This is a genomic window from Paludibacter sp., from assembly GCF_009712605.1.
Classification (GTDB): Bacteria; Bacteroidota; Bacteroidia; order Bacteroidales; family Paludibacteraceae; genus Microbacter.
This window is the reverse complement of sequence record NZ_WASO01000009.1, coordinates 44,688-63,769: the sequence shown is the minus strand read 5'-3', so window position 1 is coordinate 63,769 and position 19,082 is coordinate 44,688. Positions and strand designations below refer to the sequence as shown.

The 19,082-nt window shown below is 42.6% G+C and carries 16 protein-coding genes; all 16 read right to left on the bottom strand.

The genetic code is table 11. From position 1 onward, the window contains the following. A partial coding sequence (locus F8N35_RS07375; protein WP_293050813.1) for a leucine-rich repeat protein occupies window positions 1-1,936 on the bottom strand: 1,936 nt, incomplete at its 3' end. 113 nt (window positions 1,937-2,049) lie between these two features. Next, a complete protein-coding gene (locus F8N35_RS07370) occupies window positions 2,050-2,637 on the bottom strand; it encodes a sugar transferase (protein WP_293051412.1) in 588 nt (195 codons plus the stop codon). Continuing rightward, a complete protein-coding gene (locus F8N35_RS07365) occupies window positions 2,634-3,878 on the bottom strand; it encodes a DegT/DnrJ/EryC1/StrS family aminotransferase (protein ID WP_293050811.1) in 1,245 nt (414 codons plus the stop codon). Before F8N35_RS07365 ends, F8N35_RS07370 begins: the two co-directional genes overlap by 4 nt. 89 nt (window positions 3,879-3,967) lie before the next feature. Beyond that, the gene (locus F8N35_RS07360) at window positions 3,968-4,984 is read right to left on the bottom strand and encodes a glycosyltransferase family 2 protein (protein WP_293050809.1); all 1,017 of its coding nucleotides are present in this window, start codon (window positions 4,982-4,984) and stop codon (window positions 3,968-3,970) included. A 4-nt stretch (window positions 4,985-4,988) separates the two neighbouring features. After that, on the bottom strand, window positions 4,989-5,747 hold the full coding sequence (locus F8N35_RS07355; RefSeq protein WP_293050807.1) for a polysaccharide deacetylase family protein: 759 nt from the start codon (window positions 5,745-5,747) through the stop codon (window positions 4,989-4,991). Between the two features lie 11 nt (window positions 5,748-5,758). Next, window positions 5,759-6,676 carry a glycosyltransferase gene (locus tag F8N35_RS07350; RefSeq protein ID WP_293050805.1) on the bottom strand — a complete coding sequence of 306 codons (918 nt, stop codon included), beginning with the start codon at window positions 6,674-6,676 and terminating at the stop codon, window positions 5,759-5,761. A 29-nt stretch (window positions 6,677-6,705) separates the two neighbouring features. After that, a complete protein-coding gene (locus tag F8N35_RS07345) occupies window positions 6,706-7,806 on the bottom strand; it encodes a glycosyltransferase (protein WP_293050803.1) in 1,101 nt (366 codons plus the stop codon). Window positions 7,807-7,833: 27 nt separating this feature from the next. After that, entirely contained in the window at window positions 7,834-8,454 is a 621-nt protein-coding gene (locus F8N35_RS07340) for an acyltransferase (RefSeq protein ID WP_293050802.1), read from the bottom strand. Window positions 8,455-8,477: 23 nt separating this feature from the next. Then, entirely contained in the window at window positions 8,478-9,686 is a 1,209-nt protein-coding gene (locus F8N35_RS07335; RefSeq protein WP_293050800.1) for an O-antigen ligase family protein, read from the bottom strand. Window positions 9,687-9,832: 146 nt separating this feature from the next. Next, a complete protein-coding gene (locus F8N35_RS07330) occupies window positions 9,833-10,708 on the bottom strand; it encodes a glycosyltransferase (protein WP_293050799.1) in 876 nt (291 codons plus the stop codon). 11 nt (window positions 10,709-10,719) lie between these two features. Then, window positions 10,720-11,916: a polysaccharide pyruvyl transferase family protein gene (locus tag F8N35_RS07325; RefSeq protein WP_293050798.1), complete on the bottom strand. Its 1,197-nt coding sequence runs from the start codon at window positions 11,914-11,916 to the stop codon at window positions 10,720-10,722. Window positions 11,917-11,959: 43 nt separating this feature from the next. Continuing rightward, complete coding sequence (locus tag F8N35_RS07320) at window positions 11,960-13,504, bottom strand: lipopolysaccharide biosynthesis protein (protein WP_293050796.1); 1,545 nt, start codon at window positions 13,502-13,504, stop codon at window positions 11,960-11,962. Window positions 13,505-13,594: 90 nt separating this feature from the next. Continuing rightward, window positions 13,595-14,599 carry a ketoacyl-ACP synthase III gene (locus tag F8N35_RS07315; RefSeq protein WP_293050794.1) on the bottom strand — a complete coding sequence of 335 codons (1,005 nt, stop codon included), beginning with the start codon at window positions 14,597-14,599 and terminating at the stop codon, window positions 13,595-13,597. A gap of 27 nt (window positions 14,600-14,626) precedes the next feature. After that, window positions 14,627-14,857, bottom strand: a complete 231-nt coding sequence (locus tag F8N35_RS07310; protein WP_068705699.1) for an acyl carrier protein — start codon at window positions 14,855-14,857, stop codon at window positions 14,627-14,629. Window positions 14,858-14,896: 39 nt separating this feature from the next. After that, the gene (locus F8N35_RS07305) at window positions 14,897-16,705 is read right to left on the bottom strand and encodes a Coenzyme F420 hydrogenase/dehydrogenase, beta subunit C-terminal domain (RefSeq protein WP_293050790.1); all 1,809 of its coding nucleotides are present in this window, start codon (window positions 16,703-16,705) and stop codon (window positions 14,897-14,899) included. Beyond that, a complete protein-coding gene (locus tag F8N35_RS07300) occupies window positions 16,702-19,053 on the bottom strand; it encodes a polysaccharide biosynthesis tyrosine autokinase (protein ID WP_293050788.1) in 2,352 nt (783 codons plus the stop codon). The genes F8N35_RS07305 and F8N35_RS07300 overlap by 4 nt, the downstream gene beginning before the upstream one ends. Between the last annotated feature and the right edge of the window lie 29 nt (window positions 19,054-19,082).

The window sequence follows — 19,082 nt, the reverse complement described above, 5'->3', positions numbered from 1 at the left end:
TGTAATTCGGATTGCTTCCTAACGTTATTGAGATAGGATAATCACCAACATTGGACAGTTTTACGGCGGTAGTAGCCAGCGAATATGTCACAGCATCTCCGCCTTCGACAGCACCTGTCACAACAGCCGTCAGCGTAGGATTATCATCTCCGTAAGTTTTTGTAAGATGATCTGCTGTTACGGTTGTCTCTTTAGTGTTTACTGTCAGTGTATTGTCTGTCTTGGCGATGTTGTAGTTCGGATTCTCTCCCAACGTTACCGAAATCGGATAATCACCAACATTGGATAGTTTTACGGCGGTAGTAGCCAGTGAATAGTTCAAAGCATCTCCGCCTTCCACAGCACCTGTCATCACAGCCGTCAGCGTAGGATTATCATCACCATAGGTCTTGGACAGATGGTCTGTTGCGATGGTTACGTCTTTTATGTTTACTGTCAACGTATTGTCAGTCTTCGTTATGTTGTAATTCGGATTGCTTCCTAACGTTATTGAGATAGGATAATCACCAACATTGGACAGTTTTACTGCGGTAGTAGCTAGTGAATAATTTACAGCATCACCACCGTCTACAGTGCCTGTAACTACAGCCGTGAGTGTCGGGTTATCGTCACCGTAGGTTTTAGAGAGATGATCTGCAGTTACGGTTACATCTTTTTTGTTGATGGTAAAGGCAAGCGGAGCAGATGATGCTTCCAGATAATTTTCATCGGTGGCAACAGTTGCTACTACCTGATATGTTCCGGCATTGGTAGGAGCTGTTGCGTTTTCCGGATAGCTGGTCGATCCGGTTCCGCTGTATTTATACGATTTAGAGCCTGTCGAACCGGTTACATCAGCAGAAGCAGGTCCCTGTGGTAAGTTGTTATATGTATAGGAAGTTTCTCCGGTGGCTGTTATCGTTGAAGGTAACTTCATGACAGCGATATTCAGAAAGTCTTTCCATTGGAGTGCATTTTGATAGTCGTTTTTCCTGAACGGAGGAACGTAGAGCGTACACCCAGAGGTGCTCACTCCCAGAAAAACGTCTTTTGAAGCGCTCAGGTCTGCCGGAGTTTGAGGGTAGGCATACAGTCCCGTTAGCGCTGAACATTGGTAAAAAGCAGAATCCCCGATGGTAGTAACGGTGGATGGTATTTTGATAGTTTGCAGATTGTTGCAATTATAAAACGTGTTTTTCAAAAGTGCGGTGACCGATGTTTGGCTCAGATCTACCGTGGTTAATGCATAGCAATTGTAAAATACATCATATCCAAGATAATTTACTGCGGATGGAATTGTAATGGAAGGTAAATGCTGGCAATTTTTAAAAGCGTTGTTATATATTGCCGTTACCGAAGGTGGAATAGTAATAGAAACAAGGTTGAAACATGCGGCAAATGTCCAGTTGTCGATATAGGTGATTGAAGATGGTATATTTACAGCTGGCAAACTGTGGCAATGCACAAAAGCACCTACACCCATTGAGGTCAGAGACGAAGGAAGGTTCGGGTCGAAGATCAACGAGTGGCAATCGGCAAATGTCCAGCTTCCAATTGATTGTAACGAAGCCGGAAAGTTAATTGTTGCAAGATAGTAGCAACCGTAAAAAGCATAGTCGCCTAATGCCGTCACAGAGGTTGGCAAAATCACTTGTGTCAGGCTCAACTTGCCTGTTTTGGTGGCGGAAAAATAAAAAGCTTCATCGGGTATTTTGTTTGTATCGATAATGGAACCGCTTAAATCGATGACCGATAGGGCGGTGAGTGTATCTCTCATAGTGAGAAAATCATTGGCATTGACTGATCCATTGATGGTGAGGTTTGTAACGGTAGTACGTTCCTCAGCCGTTAATGCTTTATTCAATTCTCCGGCACTTATCGTAACAGTCTTATAGACTTGTGCGTTGATTCCTATAGCAAAACCAATGCTAAAAAGGAGAAATATTATTTTTTTCATAGCTTTAAGTATTAGATTCTTCATGCTAAGTATGAAGATGCAGTTCGTTGTCAGATACAGGTGAATTGTCCGTTTTTAATGCTTTTATTGCAATCATTAATGGCAAAATGATTCTAATGGATGATGGCGAAGAGCGTTTTGATAATAATCCTCAGATCATTTTTTAGTGACATTCGTTCAATGTATTGAAGGTTAATCGATACCTTTTCGGGAATGAGTTTCTCGATATAGAATTTCTCGGGATCAGGAGAAGCCGCTATCATTTCATTTTCATTCTTCAGTAAAATGGATGCAGGATCCGTAATCCCCGGACGAACCGATAGCACTTCTTTTTGTTGTTGTGTGTATAGCTGTGTGTATTTCGTCACTTCAGGACGTGGTCCAACCAGACTCATTTCTCCTTTCAAGACGTTGATTAGTTGTGGAAATTCGTCGATTTTATATTTGCGGAGATAATAACCTACTCGCGTTATCCGGTTGTCATGCAATCCAATTGTCAGTAACGACGATTTATCAGCGTCGACAATCATGGTGCGAAATTTGAGTATGTCAAATGGTATATCGCCTTTGCCGGTTCGGGCTTGCCGGTATAATACAGGTCTCCCCGAATCGGTCAGGATTAGCAGGACGATTATCAGAAACAGCGGGCTTAACAGTATGATTCCTAAAAGAGACAGAACAATATCAACTTTCCGTTTCAGATAATATTCACGATGGGTTGCGGGTGCCATTTGTGTACAATTTTGTTGTATGCGTCAACAAGAGTGGCGACTACAAAATCTATCTGATCGTTTGTGAGTTGCGGATAAACCGGTAATGAGATTTCTCGCGTGTAATTGTCGTATGATTCAGGGTAATTTCGGATTTTATACCCCAGGTGCATGAACACCGTTAACATGGGCATTGGAATGAAATGCACATTTACTGCCACATCATGAATTGCAATTTCGGCTATTATCTTATTGCGCTGTTGCAGGGTGATATCCCGTATTCGCAGCGGATACAGATGATAAGCCGAAGTTTGTACTTCATTGTCGAATGGAGGCGGAAGTGCCCATTCATACGGTTGGAGCAACATGTTGTACCGTACATATATCCGGCGGCGTTCAGCCAATAAAGCGTCGTATTTGCGAAGTTGTGCAAGAGCAATAGCTGCATTTACATCGGGCATGTTGATTTTCATGCCCTGAAATAAAATGTCGTATTCCCATGATCCGGGCTGAGTTTTAGCCAAAGCATCTTTCGACTGCCCGTAGATAGTCATGATGCGAAAGTGCTTGTACAGCTCGTCGTTATTAAAAGGCTCCGGTAAGTTGAGGCAAATCATGCCACCTTCGGCGGAAGTGATATTTTTGACGGCATGTAGCGAGAAAATAGTGATGTCGCACAAAGAACCGACAAGTTTACCCTCCAGAGTAGCGCCAAGAGAGTGTGCCGCATCTGCAATAATCATAATGCGCCCCAAAAGTCGTTGTACAGGCGATGTCGGGGTGAAAATTGCTTTTGCCCAATCTTCGTTTATGTAGTGTTGAATGGCTTCGTAATCGCAGGCCCAGCCTCCGATATCAACAGGAATAATGGCTTTTGTACGTGGAGTGATTGCCTTTGATATGGCTTCGGTTGAAATAGTAAGATCGGAGTCTATATCAACCATTACCGGAGTTCCTCCCGCTTCTAAAACGGCCAAAGCCGTTGCACAATAGGTGTAGGCCGGAACGATGACTTCATCGCCCGGTTTTAATCCCAGCCACCTTAATACCATAATGGTGCCGGATGTCCATGAATTGACGGCAACAGCATGTGTCACTCCGACATAGTTTGCAAAGGCTTCTTCCAAAGCTTTTACTTTGGGCCCGGTGGTAATCCATCCGGATGTCAAAGTATCGACCACTTCCGTAATTACATCCTGGTCGATGTACGGGGGTGAAAATAGGACTTTCATGTTTTTTCTCTTTAGATTAATTGATCGGTCTGAGTCGTAATTTTATCCAGATAGCTAAATCGCATAGCTATTATTGCCCGTTACGTGTCTTATCGGTTCACTAATGCGTAAAAATTGCTATGAACAAGCAGTTTCAACATGCCAACCAGATATCCCCATCCATAGCTGATGTGCATAACAAAAAATACCCAAGGAAGCATAAGTAATAGTCCTTTCGGCTGGTGCTTTTCTATCTTGTTTTGTGCAAAACCAACAGCTGTCGTAAAGTATAATCCAATGAAACAGATATAAATCCACAAAAAAGTATTTGTCTGAAAAGCCATTGCACCACCAAATAGTAATCCCAAAAGAAATAGCAACGGGAAAAACTGTCGGATGGTAGCCGGCTTGCCGTTCTTCTTATTAACCAATGGTTTGAATAAGCCGTATTGGTAAAACATTTTCGCGATTTTACTTACTTCGTCTCGAGGGTAGTAAATGACTTTTATATCGGGTATCAAAAATATTTTTCCGCCGTTTTTGATGATTCTGGCGTTAAATTCATCATCCTGATTACGAATCAATTCTTCGTCAAACATGCCGATCCGGCTAAACAGTTCGCGGTGAAAACATCCAAACGGAACCGTGTCTACTTCCATCAATTTGTCGGTTCCTATGCGGCAGTACGAATTGCCTACGCCAAAGCGGGAACTGACCGCCATTGCTATGGCATTTGCTGTTAATGAGTTGTTTAATGGAAGGCTTTTGATTGTAACGCCAACGTTGTCGGCCTTCATGTTGATTAAACAGGTAACCAGTATGCCGAAATAATCCGGTGGATATGTTGCGTGTGCATCCAGTCTGATAATAATGTTACCCGTTGTTGCCCGAATGCCGATATTCAATGCTGACGGTGCGCTTTTTTTCGGGTTGTCGAGCATACTGATATATGGGTATTGACGGGTATATCGGATAATAATGTCTCTCGTGCCGTCGTTACTCATGCCATCAACGAACACAACCTCCATCTTGTCTTTTTCGTAAGAGGAAGAAACGATCGACTCAATGCACTGTGTGATGTTTTGTCGTTCGTTATACGTGGGACATATAACAGAAATGGTTTCCATAATGTTACATCCTTGACAATATTTTCGACCTGATACGTAGGTAGTTATCGCCTAACAGACTTTTTACCACCGTGAGGATGTGCCATTTAACCGATTTCAGACAACGTACATAAGAGTGTTTTAGAAATATATTGATAACATGCCGTTCATTCATGCTACACGTAACCGGATACCGACCAATGAATGTCATGCCAGCAATAGCATCCTGCCGTGTCGTTGGCATTGATGTGAAGACCTTGTGTATTCCACATGAACTCAACTGCTTGATTATTGGTTCGGAAATATAACCGCCCGGTAATGATGCGTAAACAACCGCACCCTGGATGATTTCCTGCAGACACCTAATGGACATTTCCCATTCCTGTTCTATTGTTTTTTCATCGCATTTCGATAAGTTGGCAGGGTGGGTATGCGAATGAGTGCCAATTATATGTCCTTTGCGATGCAGATCTGCTACATCTTCCCGGGTCATAAATCCGTTGGTGTCGAGATAATGTGTGGAAACGAAAAAGTATCCTTTCAGCCCGTTGGCATCCAGTACAGGTGCAATGAATTTGCTGAATGAACTTCCTCCATCATCGAATGTGAATAAGACTCTGGAGAGCGGAATTTCTTTCACCCGGCAATGATGCACAACTGCTTTCACCTGCTTCTCAAAATCATACAGGCTTACCTTGTATTTTTGAGACCCCGCGTTTTGCAATCCGCTTTCGAGTGGTGTCTCCTGGTAAACATCGTGATACATGAGAGCAATCGTTTTCATAACAGTAAAGCTTAAACCTGCCGGCCTGAAAAACCTGATTCTGCACGATGAAATAACTTCTTCACAGCAGTACCTCCCAATACAATTTCCAATAGACTCCGCAATAGATACAGCAGTATGGCTGTTGGCTTTGCATACCACGGATATGCCATGCAGATAAAGCGTGTCAAATAAACCGGATTGGAGGGCGACTTGACCGAAAAGAGAGACCTAACACGTTTCATTAGGCTTGTTTTTTTGTAGTAAACATCGTTGCCAGTGTTCTGCGTGTCAACTTCAACGGTAATATTTGTTGCTATAAATGCCTTATAACCGAAACGACTCAGCCTTGCCGTAAACTCGTAATCGCTGCAGTAGTGCGGCAACTTTTCTTCTGACGTAATTCCGGCTTGTTGCAAAGCTTCAAACGGAAACATGATACAACGTGTTGGCAAAAAGTCGACCGGGATTAATCGATCTTTTGGTAATAGTGAAACATCGCTGCCTGCCAGTGGATGCCGGTTTTGTGTAAAACTCCACGAGATCACCTGTACTCCGCTTGAAATAATTTTGCCGTTGGAGACCGTCACCACTCCAAGTTGGCAAGGGGGTAAAATCTTAGCTTCGTTCAGGAATGATTGGAGAATGTCGTATGAAAATACGATGTCGGCATTCATCAGGAAAACGTATGCCGGACGAGGTTCTGATTCCAGAATGTGCCGCAAACCAACGTTTACCAATCCAGCCCAGTAAAGAGAGGGATTGCCTGCTTTTTCGATGATTCGCGAGTCACTGCAATCCCTTAACCACTGACTGGTTTCATCATTGGGATTGCCATTCACAATGATGATGTCAATGTTTTCGTCTCTGATGTTGTCGAAACTATGAATCAGAGCTTTGATTTTGTCCGTTTCCCTGAAGGTGGGAATGACAAAGGAAGCAGTTCGCATATGATAATCTTTAATCAGAATGACAATCGCTACGTTTTCTTCTGCATCAATACCAAATTATACATCGTTTCTATCTCGTTGAAAATCTTTTCCTGACTGAAATCGGTTCTTGCATTTTTCTGTGCCTGAACTGCTAATCTCTCCCGTTTTTCCGGATTTCTTACCAGTGCAAGTATGGCATTTGCCAGTTTCTCTGCATTGCGTGGGGGAATCATAATTCCCGTTTTCCCATGCTGAATTACCTCCGGATTTCCCCCTACATTGGTAGCAATGATTGCAAGTTTGGCTGCGCAGGCCTCCAGCAGTGCAATGGACAGATTTTCATGCAACGTAGGAAGAATAAAAATGTCGCTGGCAAACAATATATCCTTCACATCCGAGCGCTGACCAAGCAATATTACCTGTTTCGATTTTATTTCGTCGGCCAGTTGTGTTTGCAGTTCGTCGAGGTAATCGCCTTCACCTACAATCAGGTACCGTATGTTGTAGTTTCGCGTTTCAAGTAATTTTATCGCGTCTATAAGTGTTTTGTGCCCTTTGCCGAAGGTGACTCTTCCCACCGTGACGCCAACAATTTCGTCGGGTCTGATGCCTAACTCAGTGCGGATTTTTTGCCGGCTTTCCTCTTTGTTGTACATGGAATAATCGGGCGCTGCATTGTGAATAAACCCGTACAAACGGTTGGTGTGTTGATAGATGTAGGGTCTTCTGGCTGCAAAGTCACAAACGCAGTACACCAGATCTGCATTTCGGAGCGTAAATGGTTCTATGATTCTGCCGTAGATAAATTTTTTGAAAACTCCTACATTCAGAGAATCGGTATAAGTGCCGTGAACACAGAGTACCACTTTCTTTACACCGGCTAAACGGGCAGCCAGTAAACCGTAAAATCCTTCGCTGTGTAATCCTCTCACGTGTACAATATCGGGTTTTACTTTTTTTATTTGGGCAATCATATCCCTCAATAATGCCAGGTTAATGCCATGAGGAGCTTCTCTCTGTAACAATGGATCAAACTGAAATTTATCTTTCAGAGGAGAGTTCATCAATAACAGGTACTCCGTTGCGGGACCTCCGATATTCAGGTAGGCCTCTACGCAATGCTGCATTATTTTGGGCTTGTCGTTCATCGTGAATCGAAATAAATGTTGAGTTGTTTATTCCGTACGTTGATTTACTGTTCCTATATATTTTATTGGGTTGCCCGCCCATATCTCATTGGGAGGAACACTTTTGGTAACCACACTTCCCGCGCCGATAATCGAATGTTCCCCAATGGTAATTCCTTTTAGTACAATGCAATGACCGCCTATCCAGGCTCCTTTCTTAATAATCACCGGCAAGGCGGCTATGTGAGTGCCATCATTGCCATGAAAGAATGAATTTCGTCGTTCTGCAAAGTCTTTAGAGTGAAAATCGGAATCGTAGATTTTGCAACTGCCTCCCACCAGCACATCATCTTCTATGATAACGGCTCGCGTGGAATAGATGGTGGAATTGGAAAGCCCTACATTATTTCCGATGGTAATGATTGCATTCTCGTCAGCGTTGAGCCTCAGTAAAGTATCGCCTCCTATCGGGTTGAAACGGTTTCCGGAGTTGGCTCTGAAGTTGTCGCCGATTTCAATTGTTCCTAAATTCCGGATATAGATTTTCCCTTTCACGGTACAATTGGCTCCGTGCTTTACACGATTCATCCGGAAAATGAAATTGGTATAACACCGAAAATATGCATCGATGATTTTTCTGGCTAATATCTTGATGAAACCGTTCTGCATGGTGAATAGTTTTTTGAAACAATCTAAGTGCTTACTATCGGCTCATTGGACAATTCAGTTTCTTCATTCAGTTGTAGCGCCACAATGACGGCATAGAAATACCAGAAAATCTTGTTGTATAACCCCTGGCCAACAAACATGTCAATCATTGTAATCAGTATCAATATTCCAGTGACTATATAGTTGTTACGTAAGTAGAGTTGTACACTTTTGAAAGAGACCCTGCCTAAGAACAGCAGGAATAATCCCAGCCCGACAACGCCTGTATAACAGAGCATTTCGAGGTAGACATTGTGCGGACTGCGATAGTGGCCGCCCTTGAATACGCCGAAAACAGGAATTGCCCGTTTGGCATAGCCGGTGGTGCCAACGCCTACTATCGGCGATTCGTAAAAAATGGGGAGAATGTGTTTCCAAATGGACGTTCTGCCGGCCGTGTCTCCATATGAAATTGAATTGACAAGACGTTGTTGTAGCGTGTCGTAGTGGGAGAAATAGTTCACCATCAGTATGACTCCGGCAGCGGCTATAACAAGAAATCCGGCTTTGTACAAAGGTTTGAGCCTGATAAGCAGAATGAAAATTAACAGTCCTATTGCCATACAGATAAGCGCAGTGCGTGAACCCGAAAGCGCCAGTACGGGAAACAGGAACGGCAATGCCAGCAGTAGGAGGAATCGTGGTGTTTTCCAGTTTAACGGATTCTCAAAAATCAAACTCAACACAACTACAATTGCCAATGCCATGCGGATTCCTACCGCATTTTCATCATCACCAAACATGGATAGCCGTCCGTCGGTGATTGTGACACCCACGCCCATCTTGTAAAGGATACCCATCACAACGGCCCCGGCTACAAACGCGACTAACGTGCGGTAAATTACTTTGGGTTGCCCGTTCAGCTGATTACAAACGATCCAGAACATAAGGATACATTGTAAAGCGGAAAAATCAATGACATTCGCAAATTGCTGGTATAGTGAATTGTAATTGGCATATGAGATGATGGTGAGCATGCCGAAGAAAGCCAGAACCGGAATTAAAAAGGTCTTAATTCTGGAGAACAGGAAGAATCGTTCCACGTCACGAAGCGCCAGAATAAAGTACAGGTAACCGACAAATTTGGTGATTGTCATGTTATCCTCGTCTTTTCCGAATACGCTCCAGTATTCAAAATGCAACAGGAAAACGAAGCAATACAGGATGATAATATGTAGCTTCTCCCAGTTCATGTGTAAGTTATTTCTTGTTATCTTTTCTCTTTGTATTTCTTTCAGGGCTAAAGCCCTTTCAAAATCAGCCTGTTTTTGCCTCCGCCCTTCAGAGCGGAGTTATTGATAATTTGATACAGGCCTAATCGATTTAAACTCTAATGCTTTCAAAGAATTCTCAAATTGAAATAATGATGCTTTATTATTTTTGATAGGTGCCTTTTGATGATATTCAGAAGGATAACAACCAGATAAATGTTATACCTCAGGGCTAGACGGAAAAAATCCGCATACCTTCTGCTGCTTAGCATTTCTATAAGGTGAACCTCGGCTATTTGTAAATGAAACTTCTTTTCGTAACGCGATTTGCCGGATAAATGAAATTCGAGATAATATTGGTTGAGCGGCTGTTTTTTTTTACACGCTCTGTCTTCTCCATCGAGGAGATAGTAACAAAGAGGTATTGGCTCAAATGCAAATTTGTAATTTCTTGCCAGCCGGCACCACATGTCCAAATCTTCGCCTCTTGTATAGCATTCATTAAAATAGCCGACCTTCTCAAAACAATCTTTTCGGACGATTACGCTGGAAGACGAAATCAACAACGCCTCGGTTTGCTTTTGGAAAAAATCGTCGACATATCCTCGTTTGCTGTGAATTGAATTAATAATCCTGTCGTGTCCTTTTTCCTGTTTGATAAACTGGCAGCCAAAGAAGGAGACTTCGGGAAAATCGTTTATTAACTTTTTCATCTTCGACAGGTAATCCGGCTTCCATAGATCGTCGCCGTCAAGAAAAGCAATCCAATCGTATGTGGCGGCTTTTATTCCCATGTTTCGGGCACTTGCAACTCCTCCGTTCGACTTATCAATAACCCGGACTCTTTCGTCTGCAACTTTTTTTACCACCGAAAGGCTGTTGTCTGTCGATCCGTCATTAACAATAAGCACTTCAAAGTCACGAAAATCCTGATTCAGAACGGAATCAATGGTAAGTGCGATATTGTTTTCTTTGTTATATAGAGGAATTATTACCGAAAACATTTTAAGCGCTGTTACTTAGTCAGATGTTGTACCACAATGTCAATATTTTTATTTGCCAGCTCTCTGGTTTTGTTTAGTTCATATCTGATTTTGCTTTCAAGGTCAGCTTTTGTTCTGTTGATGAACTGGACATGTTCCTGCACGGTGTTTATAAAATTGACCTGATTCATCACTCCGTTTCGGCAGTCGATTACCAGTTCCTGAATGTCGAATCCTCTTGCCACCACACCAAAGTATTTCTCACTGTATGCAAATGCCAGAGGAATGGTTCCGGTTGCAAGGGCGGAAACTGCCGCATGCATCCTGCCGGTAAATACCAGTTCGCTGTTTGCGATGATGGCTCTTGCTTCTGCAGGTTGCAATACGCTTGTTACCGTTATTACCCTCGGATCGTTTTTGAACATTGTCGATAACGGATCTATAATTTGCCGGTCATTGGATGTGGGTGGGGCTAATACATGACCCAAAAGCACGATGATGTGTGATTTATATTTGGATAGCAATAGATTGGTAATGGTTGCCCAAACTCTTACGGCTTGCATCTGGTTGAGTCCGTAATGAACAAATACTCCGGAAGGTACCACCACGATGTACCTGTCATGAATAAAGTTGTCGTGCATTTCTTTTATCGTTTCTTCCTGATTGGGAAGCGGCAAAAAGGCAAGGTCACGGGTTGCCTGCACGTTTTTCAGATGCAGCTTGCGTGTCAGGTATTCGTAGTTGCGCTGATCCCTGGTGGAAATAATCAGCTTGTGCAATAACAATCCGTTGATTATTTTGTAGATGCCGGTATAAGGCCCGATGTTTTGATTCAATAAGATGACCTTACATTTACGCCGGTTGATGTGGTAATAGAACAAAGCATTCGACATGGCATTGCTTTGATATACTTCCGACAGGTCATCGCCGCCCAGAACAATCATTAAATCAAACTGGTAGCTTATATGAAGTATGTCCTCACGGTTACCGGACAAAAACCTGTATATCTTCATTATTATGTTGCTGCGTTTTACAGGTTTGCTTTGGTATGCGTTAAGGTCGTGATCTCCTGTTGCTTTCTTAAGCCGATCAAGATGATATTGATCACATTCACACCATATTTCAACCTCCGGCATTCTTTTGCGCAGATAATAAATCAGGTTGATGGCCATCATGGCGCTACCGTAGTTTAATGTGTTGGACACGTGTGTAATAAGTATCTTCTTCATAGAAATTCTATTTATTGGTTCAGGCAATAATAAAATCGCACTTCTATTGTTTAGTTGGCAACTTCGAGAGCTTCGCTTTTATCCAAATACCAAGCATTTTTTTTGTCATGCTATCCATGCCTAAATAATATACTCCGAACCCAACTGAGATTACCGATACAAGACAAATCAAGAAGAATCGTAATATGCTGTCCGGCATGTATAATGCTATTCCGATTGGGACGATTACCGCAGCCACAGTCACTTTCGCAACAGGAAATACTACATGAGTAAAGTATTCTTTGATGTTCATTTCTGCAATTTTGTGTAGCAGGTATGGTCTGATACCAAAAGAAAACAGAAACGAATTGATAATCATCACGTAGTAAAAAATACTGGGTGCGAAGCCGAAATGGAATAGAATGTATGACAGAGGTAACACAAATAACAAAATGGATGATGAGCCGATCAGTGCACTTTCTTTCAATCTTCCGACTGCCTGTAAAACAATAAATGCACTTATATCCAGCGTCGACACCAAAGAGTTGATGAGTGCAAGCTTCACTAATAATACGGTGTACTGCGGTACAACCTTGAGCCATAGGTTGAGGATAAATTCTGTTTCGAGCAGGATGGGTAAGACCAAAACGAACAGAATGAAATAAGAGTACTTCCCGCTTTGAAATACCAGATTGAACATTTCGCTTTTTCTGTCGGAAGCATACAGTTTGATTATTTGTGGATTAACTGCCGTCCGGAAATTGTTCACAAAACTGGTTACTGCAGCATTTACCTGCATTGTAACCGCCTGAGCGGCATTAACCACCGGTCCGAAAAAGAGATTCATCAAAATGTTGGAACCTTCGGTTAGCATAATCCAGGCGAAGTTTCCCAACAGGCTCCACCCCGAAAAGTTGATCATTTTCTGATAGGTCGGTTTATCCCAACAAATGTGATAGACGCATTCTTCATATTGTCTTTTGCAGTATGTTTGGTAAATAGCAACTATTATGATGGTTGAACAAAAGATTAAGAATGAGTAGAATACTAATTTGTCAAAAGGAACGAACCATTTCAGCAGGAATACAACGGCCAGTTTCAGTGATACGTCGATAATGCTGACATAGGCGTAGACGCTCATGCGTTCGTGGGCAATGATGGCTGCATTGTAGGGAACCTGTATCAAACTAACGACGCACGTCAGGATCGATAACTGGTAAACCCAGATGGTCGCGTTCATGCGTGCGGCCGGTACTACTAATTTGTTCAGAACAAACCATAAACCGACAGTTTCGGCCAGCAGCAGAATGATAAACGCGATGATGATGTGAAGTGTTAATGCGGCACTGAAGGTTTTCTTTAGTTGTTCCGTGTCGTGTCTGCCCAATTCAAAAGTAAGAAACCGTGACGTGCTTGCCGACATGGCACCATTCAGAAAAGTGAATAGTACAACAACTCCGCCTACGACATTGTAGATTCCATAGTTCTCAACACCAAGTACATATAATACAATTCGGGATGTGTACAGAGTGACACCCATTGTAAATAGCATTCGAAAATAGAGCATTGCCGTATTTTTTGCTATTCGTGTATTTGAAGCGGTTGACATGGACGTTATAATTTGCCGTATTGGAAATTGTTAGTCTTTTCTTCATGATGTCGTACGTGTATATTTTTAGATGTTTACGCTTTTCCTAATCTAAAAATTAAGAACAACTCCTGCCCAGGAATAACCTACGCCATAGCTTGCCAGAAGTATTTTGTTGTTGATCTTTATCGTGTTGTCGGCCATGGCTTCTTTCAAAGCTATTGGTATGGTGGATGATACTGTATTTCCGAAGCGGGATAAGCAATAATAAAATTTCTCTTCGTCGATTTTGATTTTCTTTCGCAGGAAGTCGAGCATAAATCGGTTGGACTGATGAAAGACAAACAGGTCGATCTGCTCTTGTTCCAATTTATTCTTTAACAGAGTATCTTTTATCAGCAGAGGAACTTTCTCTTGAGTAAAAGAGAAGATCTCAGCGCCATTTAAGAACAGATGGTCGGATGAAATAACAGCGCCATTTTCGTCTATTGAGAAATCATTCAACGCATTTTTGTGCTTTATGCCTCCGGTTTTGACAATTAAATTATTTTCTCCGGCTCCGTCTGTTCCCAAGCTAAATTCTCCGATTGCAGCAAAACCTTCATTGGAGATAAGTGTAGCCGAGGCTGCATCTCCGAATAAAATCCGGTTTGCTTTATCCTGTGGATGAATATGTTTGGAATAAGTCTCAGCCGTCAGTAACAAAATGTTTTTGGCTACATTGGCTGCAACCAGGCCTTTTGCAAGGGCGAGTCCGTACAGGTAGCCGGAGCATCCCTGATTGAAATCGAGAGCGCCTGCGTTTGTGGGGATCCCAAGCCGGTGTTGTAAAACACAGGCAGTGGCTGGTAAAAAATAATCAGGACTTTCTGTGCAGAGTATCAGGAAATCTATCGTTTCAGGAGCTATGTTATACTCCTGAAACAGATTTCGTGCGGCCTGTTCTGCCATGTCTCCCGCAGTCTCATCTTCGGCCGCAATGTACCTTACATCTATTCCGACCTTACCCGCTGTTTTTTCAACATTCGGATCGGAAAACTCTCTCGCCAGGTCTTCGTTGGTGAGTGCCTGTTTGGGGAGGTAGTATGTTAGCGCTTTTATGTAGCTTCGGTTCATAGGGCACGTGTTTTTTGTGAAAGTTGCTTAGGCTCTCGATTTTACAATAGCATACAAATCTTTAATGGTATCCGAATTGCGGATATCTTCACCTTTGATTTTGACTCCATATTCTTCATCAGCCATTGCAATAATGGTTAATGCAGAAAGAGAACTCCATTCGTCCAACGCCTTAAATTCAGTATCGGCGGTAAATTTTTCAGCAGGTGTTTCGTCAAACCTGGAAGCGAATTTGCTGATGTAATCTTGCAGTTCCATATACTTTGTTATTAAAGGGTTAATATAAATGTTCAGGACTCAGAATTTCCATAAAATGTTTTCATCCACCACTTTGGCCGGGTTTCCCATCACAATGGCATTGGCCGGTACATTGGAAACGACTGTTGAACATGCCCCGACGATGGCTCCATCGCCGATTTTCACTCCGGGTAAAATAGTACAACCTTCGCAAAGCCATACGTGGTCGCCGATGATTACTGGCCGCGATGGTTTGTATCCCTGAAGTGCCAGAAAGTGATTTCCGTTAGTATCTCTGATGGTGACATTGCGCCCCATCCTGACATGCTTGCCTATCTCTATTCGTTCGGCGCAAATAATGGTAGTGGAGATATTAGTTGCTCCGTTTTCGTTTAGGATGAGTTTTGAGTTTTTAAATACTTCTATATCAGATCCATATCCAAATATAAAATCTCCGTTCACCACTATTTCTCCTCCTGGGTCTACCAACAGGCGGCTTTCCAGTCTGGACTTTTTAATTCTTTTCATTCCCAGATAAAGAGTGCCTTTACAGTCGATTTTTGCTCTTTTGTGTATCTCCAAAACCGAGTGTGGCGATGTTATCAACCATCCCTGTTTTCTGATATTTGTCGTTATTTTACCGGACAAAAAGTTGTATTTCACAAACTGGTAAAGCGCTTTGGGGTGTAAGCGTGTTGTTTGAGCAATCGTTAGTATGGTGCCTAAAAATTCCCGAATCTTTTCTTTTGCAGGAACAGCAGGCGGCGGAAAATATTTAGTCGCCACTTTCTCAAACGATGACGTTTGCAACTCGGCGAAAAACTGTTTTCTGTCTATTGTCGGCTTTTTTAAGGGGGTTAATAACGCGCCGTTGTTTGCAGATGCCTGCGCAAGACTTACTTCTTTAACGTCGATTTTCTCCTTTATGTTTTCAAAGAATGCGGCTCCTTTTTTTGAGTTAATCAGCACCATCGAAGTCCCCAGATCATTATCGAGCGATGCATCCACATGTTCGATGCCCCAAAAATCGGCCAGCGTAATGTCGGCTATTCTCGGCCATCCCTTGAATTGGCAGGTGTAACAAGAAGGTCGGCAATAAGCGTTTGCACTCAGATAACCACGCAAAAACAGGTTCGATTCTTTGGTTTGGTAAATGGATTTGCCATTGTCGAAAGTCATCTTGAAGGTGAGGCTTCTCCATCCCAGTTCCTTGTTTTTTGCCTGTGCTGCAATGATTTTTGCTCCGTTGGCTTCCTCAAGTGATTGCAGATATTTCTGAAAAACCATGGGTGAATTCACTCCGCGGCAAACAAAGTCCAGAATGATGAGGTTCTCGTAATCTTTTCCAAGGAATAGCCTTAATCCCGCCATCTGACAGGGTGTGCCACAAATAAGCACGTTTTCGCCGTCATCCAAATGCTGTTTGATCTCCCGGTGCATCCCGCTCATATTGCTTTGCAGGTATTTAGAACTGCGAATTTTCAGTAGATCGCTTTTGGTATTTGAGATGTAATGCTTAACCGAAAAATCTTCATTGTACACAGCGCCGGCAATATTTCCTCCGTTTTTGTACATAATTTCGGCCATTGCGGAAAACAATCCGCCGGATGTGCTGTTGAATCTGACATCAAGATTTTTATGCACCGCGGCATATGCAAATGGTTTTTCAAAATCATTTTTCTTTACCTCTGCGACGTGTAATTCGGGGCATACACTGTTGCATAATCCACATTCATTGCATACGTCTTTATTGGTCTCCGGATACCAGAAACCTTCTTCGTCGGTGTGGAGTTTTATTGCCGTTACAGGGCAAATGTCAACACAGGCACAACAGCCGTTACAATCTTCTTTGTGAAGCAGTTCAATCATGACGATTTACGTTTAGTGTTGTCATTATGTTTTTCCTGTGCATAACCATAGCCATATTTTCGGTGGTAAGAATAGCTGTGGTTTTGAAGCGAAACATCATTAATCACAATGTAAAGGTGATTTAACCGTCCTTCCTGGTTAATTTGATTGATGTACACCAGGTTACGCTTGTCTGTATACCTCGATCTGCAAACATACAGGTTGATGTCTGCCAGTCGGTTTATCAGGAACGTGTCCGATACGATTCCTACCGGTGCCGAGTCGATTACTATATAGTCGTATTCTTCTTTTAGTCTGGAAATCAGTATATCAAGACGATCTTTCAGTATCAGTTCATTCGGATTCGGTGGAATAATTCCAGTGGGCAATATATCCAGCATTGGATAGTCAGGAACCGGTTTAATGATTTCCTGCATATCCGTATCTTCGCCCATAAGGTAAGAACTTATACCTTTCTTGGCTTCAATCTCCATGTATGTTGATAACCGTGGTCGACGTAAATCCAGTTCAACGAGCAATACTTTTTTGTCGGCTAACGATAAGATAGCTGCCAGATTGATGCTGACCAGAGTTTTGCCTTCGCCCTGTTGTGTTGAAGTAATAACAATTACTTTTTGAGAGGAAGCATCAAGCACAAACTGCAGGTTCGATCGCAAGAGCCTGAAAAGTTCGGAGTTAGGACTAATGGCAGTCTTGTGGTTCAATATTATTTCGTCCGTGCTGATGTGTCCGAGTTCGGCTAAAACAGGCACCTGGGTAATTTTTTCCACATCCTGGCGATTCTCGATTTTGGTATGCATCAGATTTTTAATCTGAATGGAAGAGGCCGGAAGTGCGAGTCCTAATAAAAATGCCACAAACAGGATGACCGATGTCCGTGGAGCTACCTGTTTTGATGTGTCGGGTGTATTGATGAGCCTTCCTTTGGGAATGGTAACGGCCATGCTGAGAGATGCGTCTTCACGCTTCTGAAGCAGGAATAGGTACAATGATTCTTTGACCTGTTGTTGCCGTTTTATTTCCAGAAATTCTCTTTCCTGCTTGGGTATTTGCCGGAGCTTCGACGATACCATCGAGTTTTGAGCGTTTAGGTCCTGATTGGTGATTTGAAGTCCTTTGTGGGTGCTTTCGATGCTCTCCAGAATTGCTTTACGCGCTGTTTGCACTTGCAGATTAATTGCTTTCAGAGCCGGATTATCTTCGGATGATCCCTGAGCAATTTGTTCTCTGTTAATTACGAGGTCGTTGTATTTTTGGATTACATTTACAAGTCCCACGTCTGTCAGTCCAAGGTTGGGTACTAAAGCCGATTTGTTGGCCGGGTTGCGCAAAAAATCTTTTACATACGAGATCAGGTTCAGTTGGTTTTCAACTGTACTGCGTTGCGTGATGTATCCGCTGCTTCTGCCTAAATACATCTGTGCGTCAGCGTCAATGTTTGTAAGGTTGTTACTCTGTTTATACTCTTCTGCATTGCGTTCTACGGTGCTTAGTTCTCCGGTTAGCAGTTTAATTCTTCCATCCAGAAAATTGGCGGAACTCATTGCTGAATGGTTAATTTGTTCTACCGCATCTTCATTATAGACTGTTGCCAGTGTTTTCAGAATGTCTTGTCCTTTTTTGATGTTCGAGGTCTGTAGCGTGAGATCGATAACATTGGCTTCTTTATTAACCAGCGTTAGAAGGCTGCTTGAAGCAATAAACTTGGCAACTTTTGAAGGATTGGTAATCTTTATGGTCAACGGAAATTTATCGGTAGTGTAACCTTTGTTTTGAGCAATATATAAGCTGCCTGCCGGTGTGGCGTAGTAGCCCGGTAAATTGTTGGGATGTAGTACAAAATGGTGACCCATGTATTCTCCGTCAATTACAATATTTCCGCTGTCGTAACGTGCGGTAAGCATTATATTGCCTTTTATGTGTTCAAGTGCATCCATGTCTAAACGGACATAGAGCGGCGAAGAATCATAAAGATCCTCGCTTTTAAGGAATGATCGGTGAGAGTAGGAGGTGTATAATTCCAGCCGGTATACCACTTTTTTCATCAAAGCCGTTGAGCCGATCATCTTTGCTTCATCATTTGTCATGGTTGGCGAAGTGGTCAGGCCGATATTGTTTAGCTGGCTGATGAGGTTGGCCTGATTTGTAGCGCCGTTCTTGCTCTGATCAAGAACCATTATTGAAGCTGTGGTTTCGTAGGTGTCGGGTTGCGAACGGGCATACAGAAAACCTGCTATCAAAGCTAAAATGGCAGAGACGACAAACCACGGCCAGTGGCGCAGGTATTTGTCAATCGACTCCCGAAAATTGACGGATTTGTCAGTGATATTTTGAATTCTGGATTGCATACCGTTTTATTTTATGAGCCGCTAGATTG

Excerpts from the sequence above, each read along its gene's own strand:
- F8N35_RS07315 (WP_293050794.1), bottom strand. The coding sequence starts at position 14,599 with ATGAACCGAAGCTACATAAAAGCGCTAACATACTACCTCCCCAAACAG.
- F8N35_RS07340 (WP_293050802.1), bottom strand. The coding sequence starts at position 8,454 with ATGCAGAACGGTTTCATCAAGATATTAGCCAGAAAAATCATCGATGCA.
- F8N35_RS07305 (WP_293050790.1), bottom strand. The coding sequence starts at position 16,705 with ATGATTGAACTGCTTCACAAAGAAGATTGTAACGGCTGTTGTGCCTGT.
- F8N35_RS07345 (WP_293050803.1), bottom strand. The coding sequence starts at position 7,806 with ATGAACGACAAGCCCAAAATAATGCAGCATTGCGTAGAGGCCTACCTG.
- F8N35_RS07350 (WP_293050805.1), bottom strand. The coding sequence starts at position 6,676 with ATGCGAACTGCTTCCTTTGTCATTCCCACCTTCAGGGAAACGGACAAA.
- F8N35_RS07360 (WP_293050809.1), bottom strand. The coding sequence starts at position 4,984 with ATGGAAACCATTTCTGTTATATGTCCCACGTATAACGAACGACAAAAC.
- F8N35_RS07335 (WP_293050800.1), bottom strand. The coding sequence starts at position 9,686 with ATGAACTGGGAGAAGCTACATATTATCATCCTGTATTGCTTCGTTTTC.
- F8N35_RS07300 (WP_293050788.1), bottom strand. The coding sequence starts at position 19,053 with ATGCAATCCAGAATTCAAAATATCACTGACAAATCCGTCAATTTTCGG.
- F8N35_RS07325 (WP_293050798.1), bottom strand. The coding sequence starts at position 11,916 with ATGAAGAAGATACTTATTACACACGTGTCCAACACATTAAACTACGGT.
- F8N35_RS07365 (WP_293050811.1), bottom strand. The coding sequence starts at position 3,878 with ATGAAAGTCCTATTTTCACCCCCGTACATCGACCAGGATGTAATTACG.
- F8N35_RS07320 (WP_293050796.1), bottom strand. The coding sequence starts at position 13,504 with ATGTCAACCGCTTCAAATACACGAATAGCAAAAAATACGGCAATGCTC.
- F8N35_RS07330 (WP_293050799.1), bottom strand. The coding sequence starts at position 10,708 with ATGTTTTCGGTAATAATTCCTCTATATAACAAAGAAAACAATATCGCA.
- F8N35_RS07355 (WP_293050807.1), bottom strand. The coding sequence starts at position 5,747 with ATGAAAACGATTGCTCTCATGTATCACGATGTTTACCAGGAGACACCA.
- F8N35_RS07310 (WP_068705699.1), bottom strand. The coding sequence starts at position 14,857 with ATGGAACTGCAAGATTACATCAGCAAATTCGCTTCCAGGTTTGACGAA.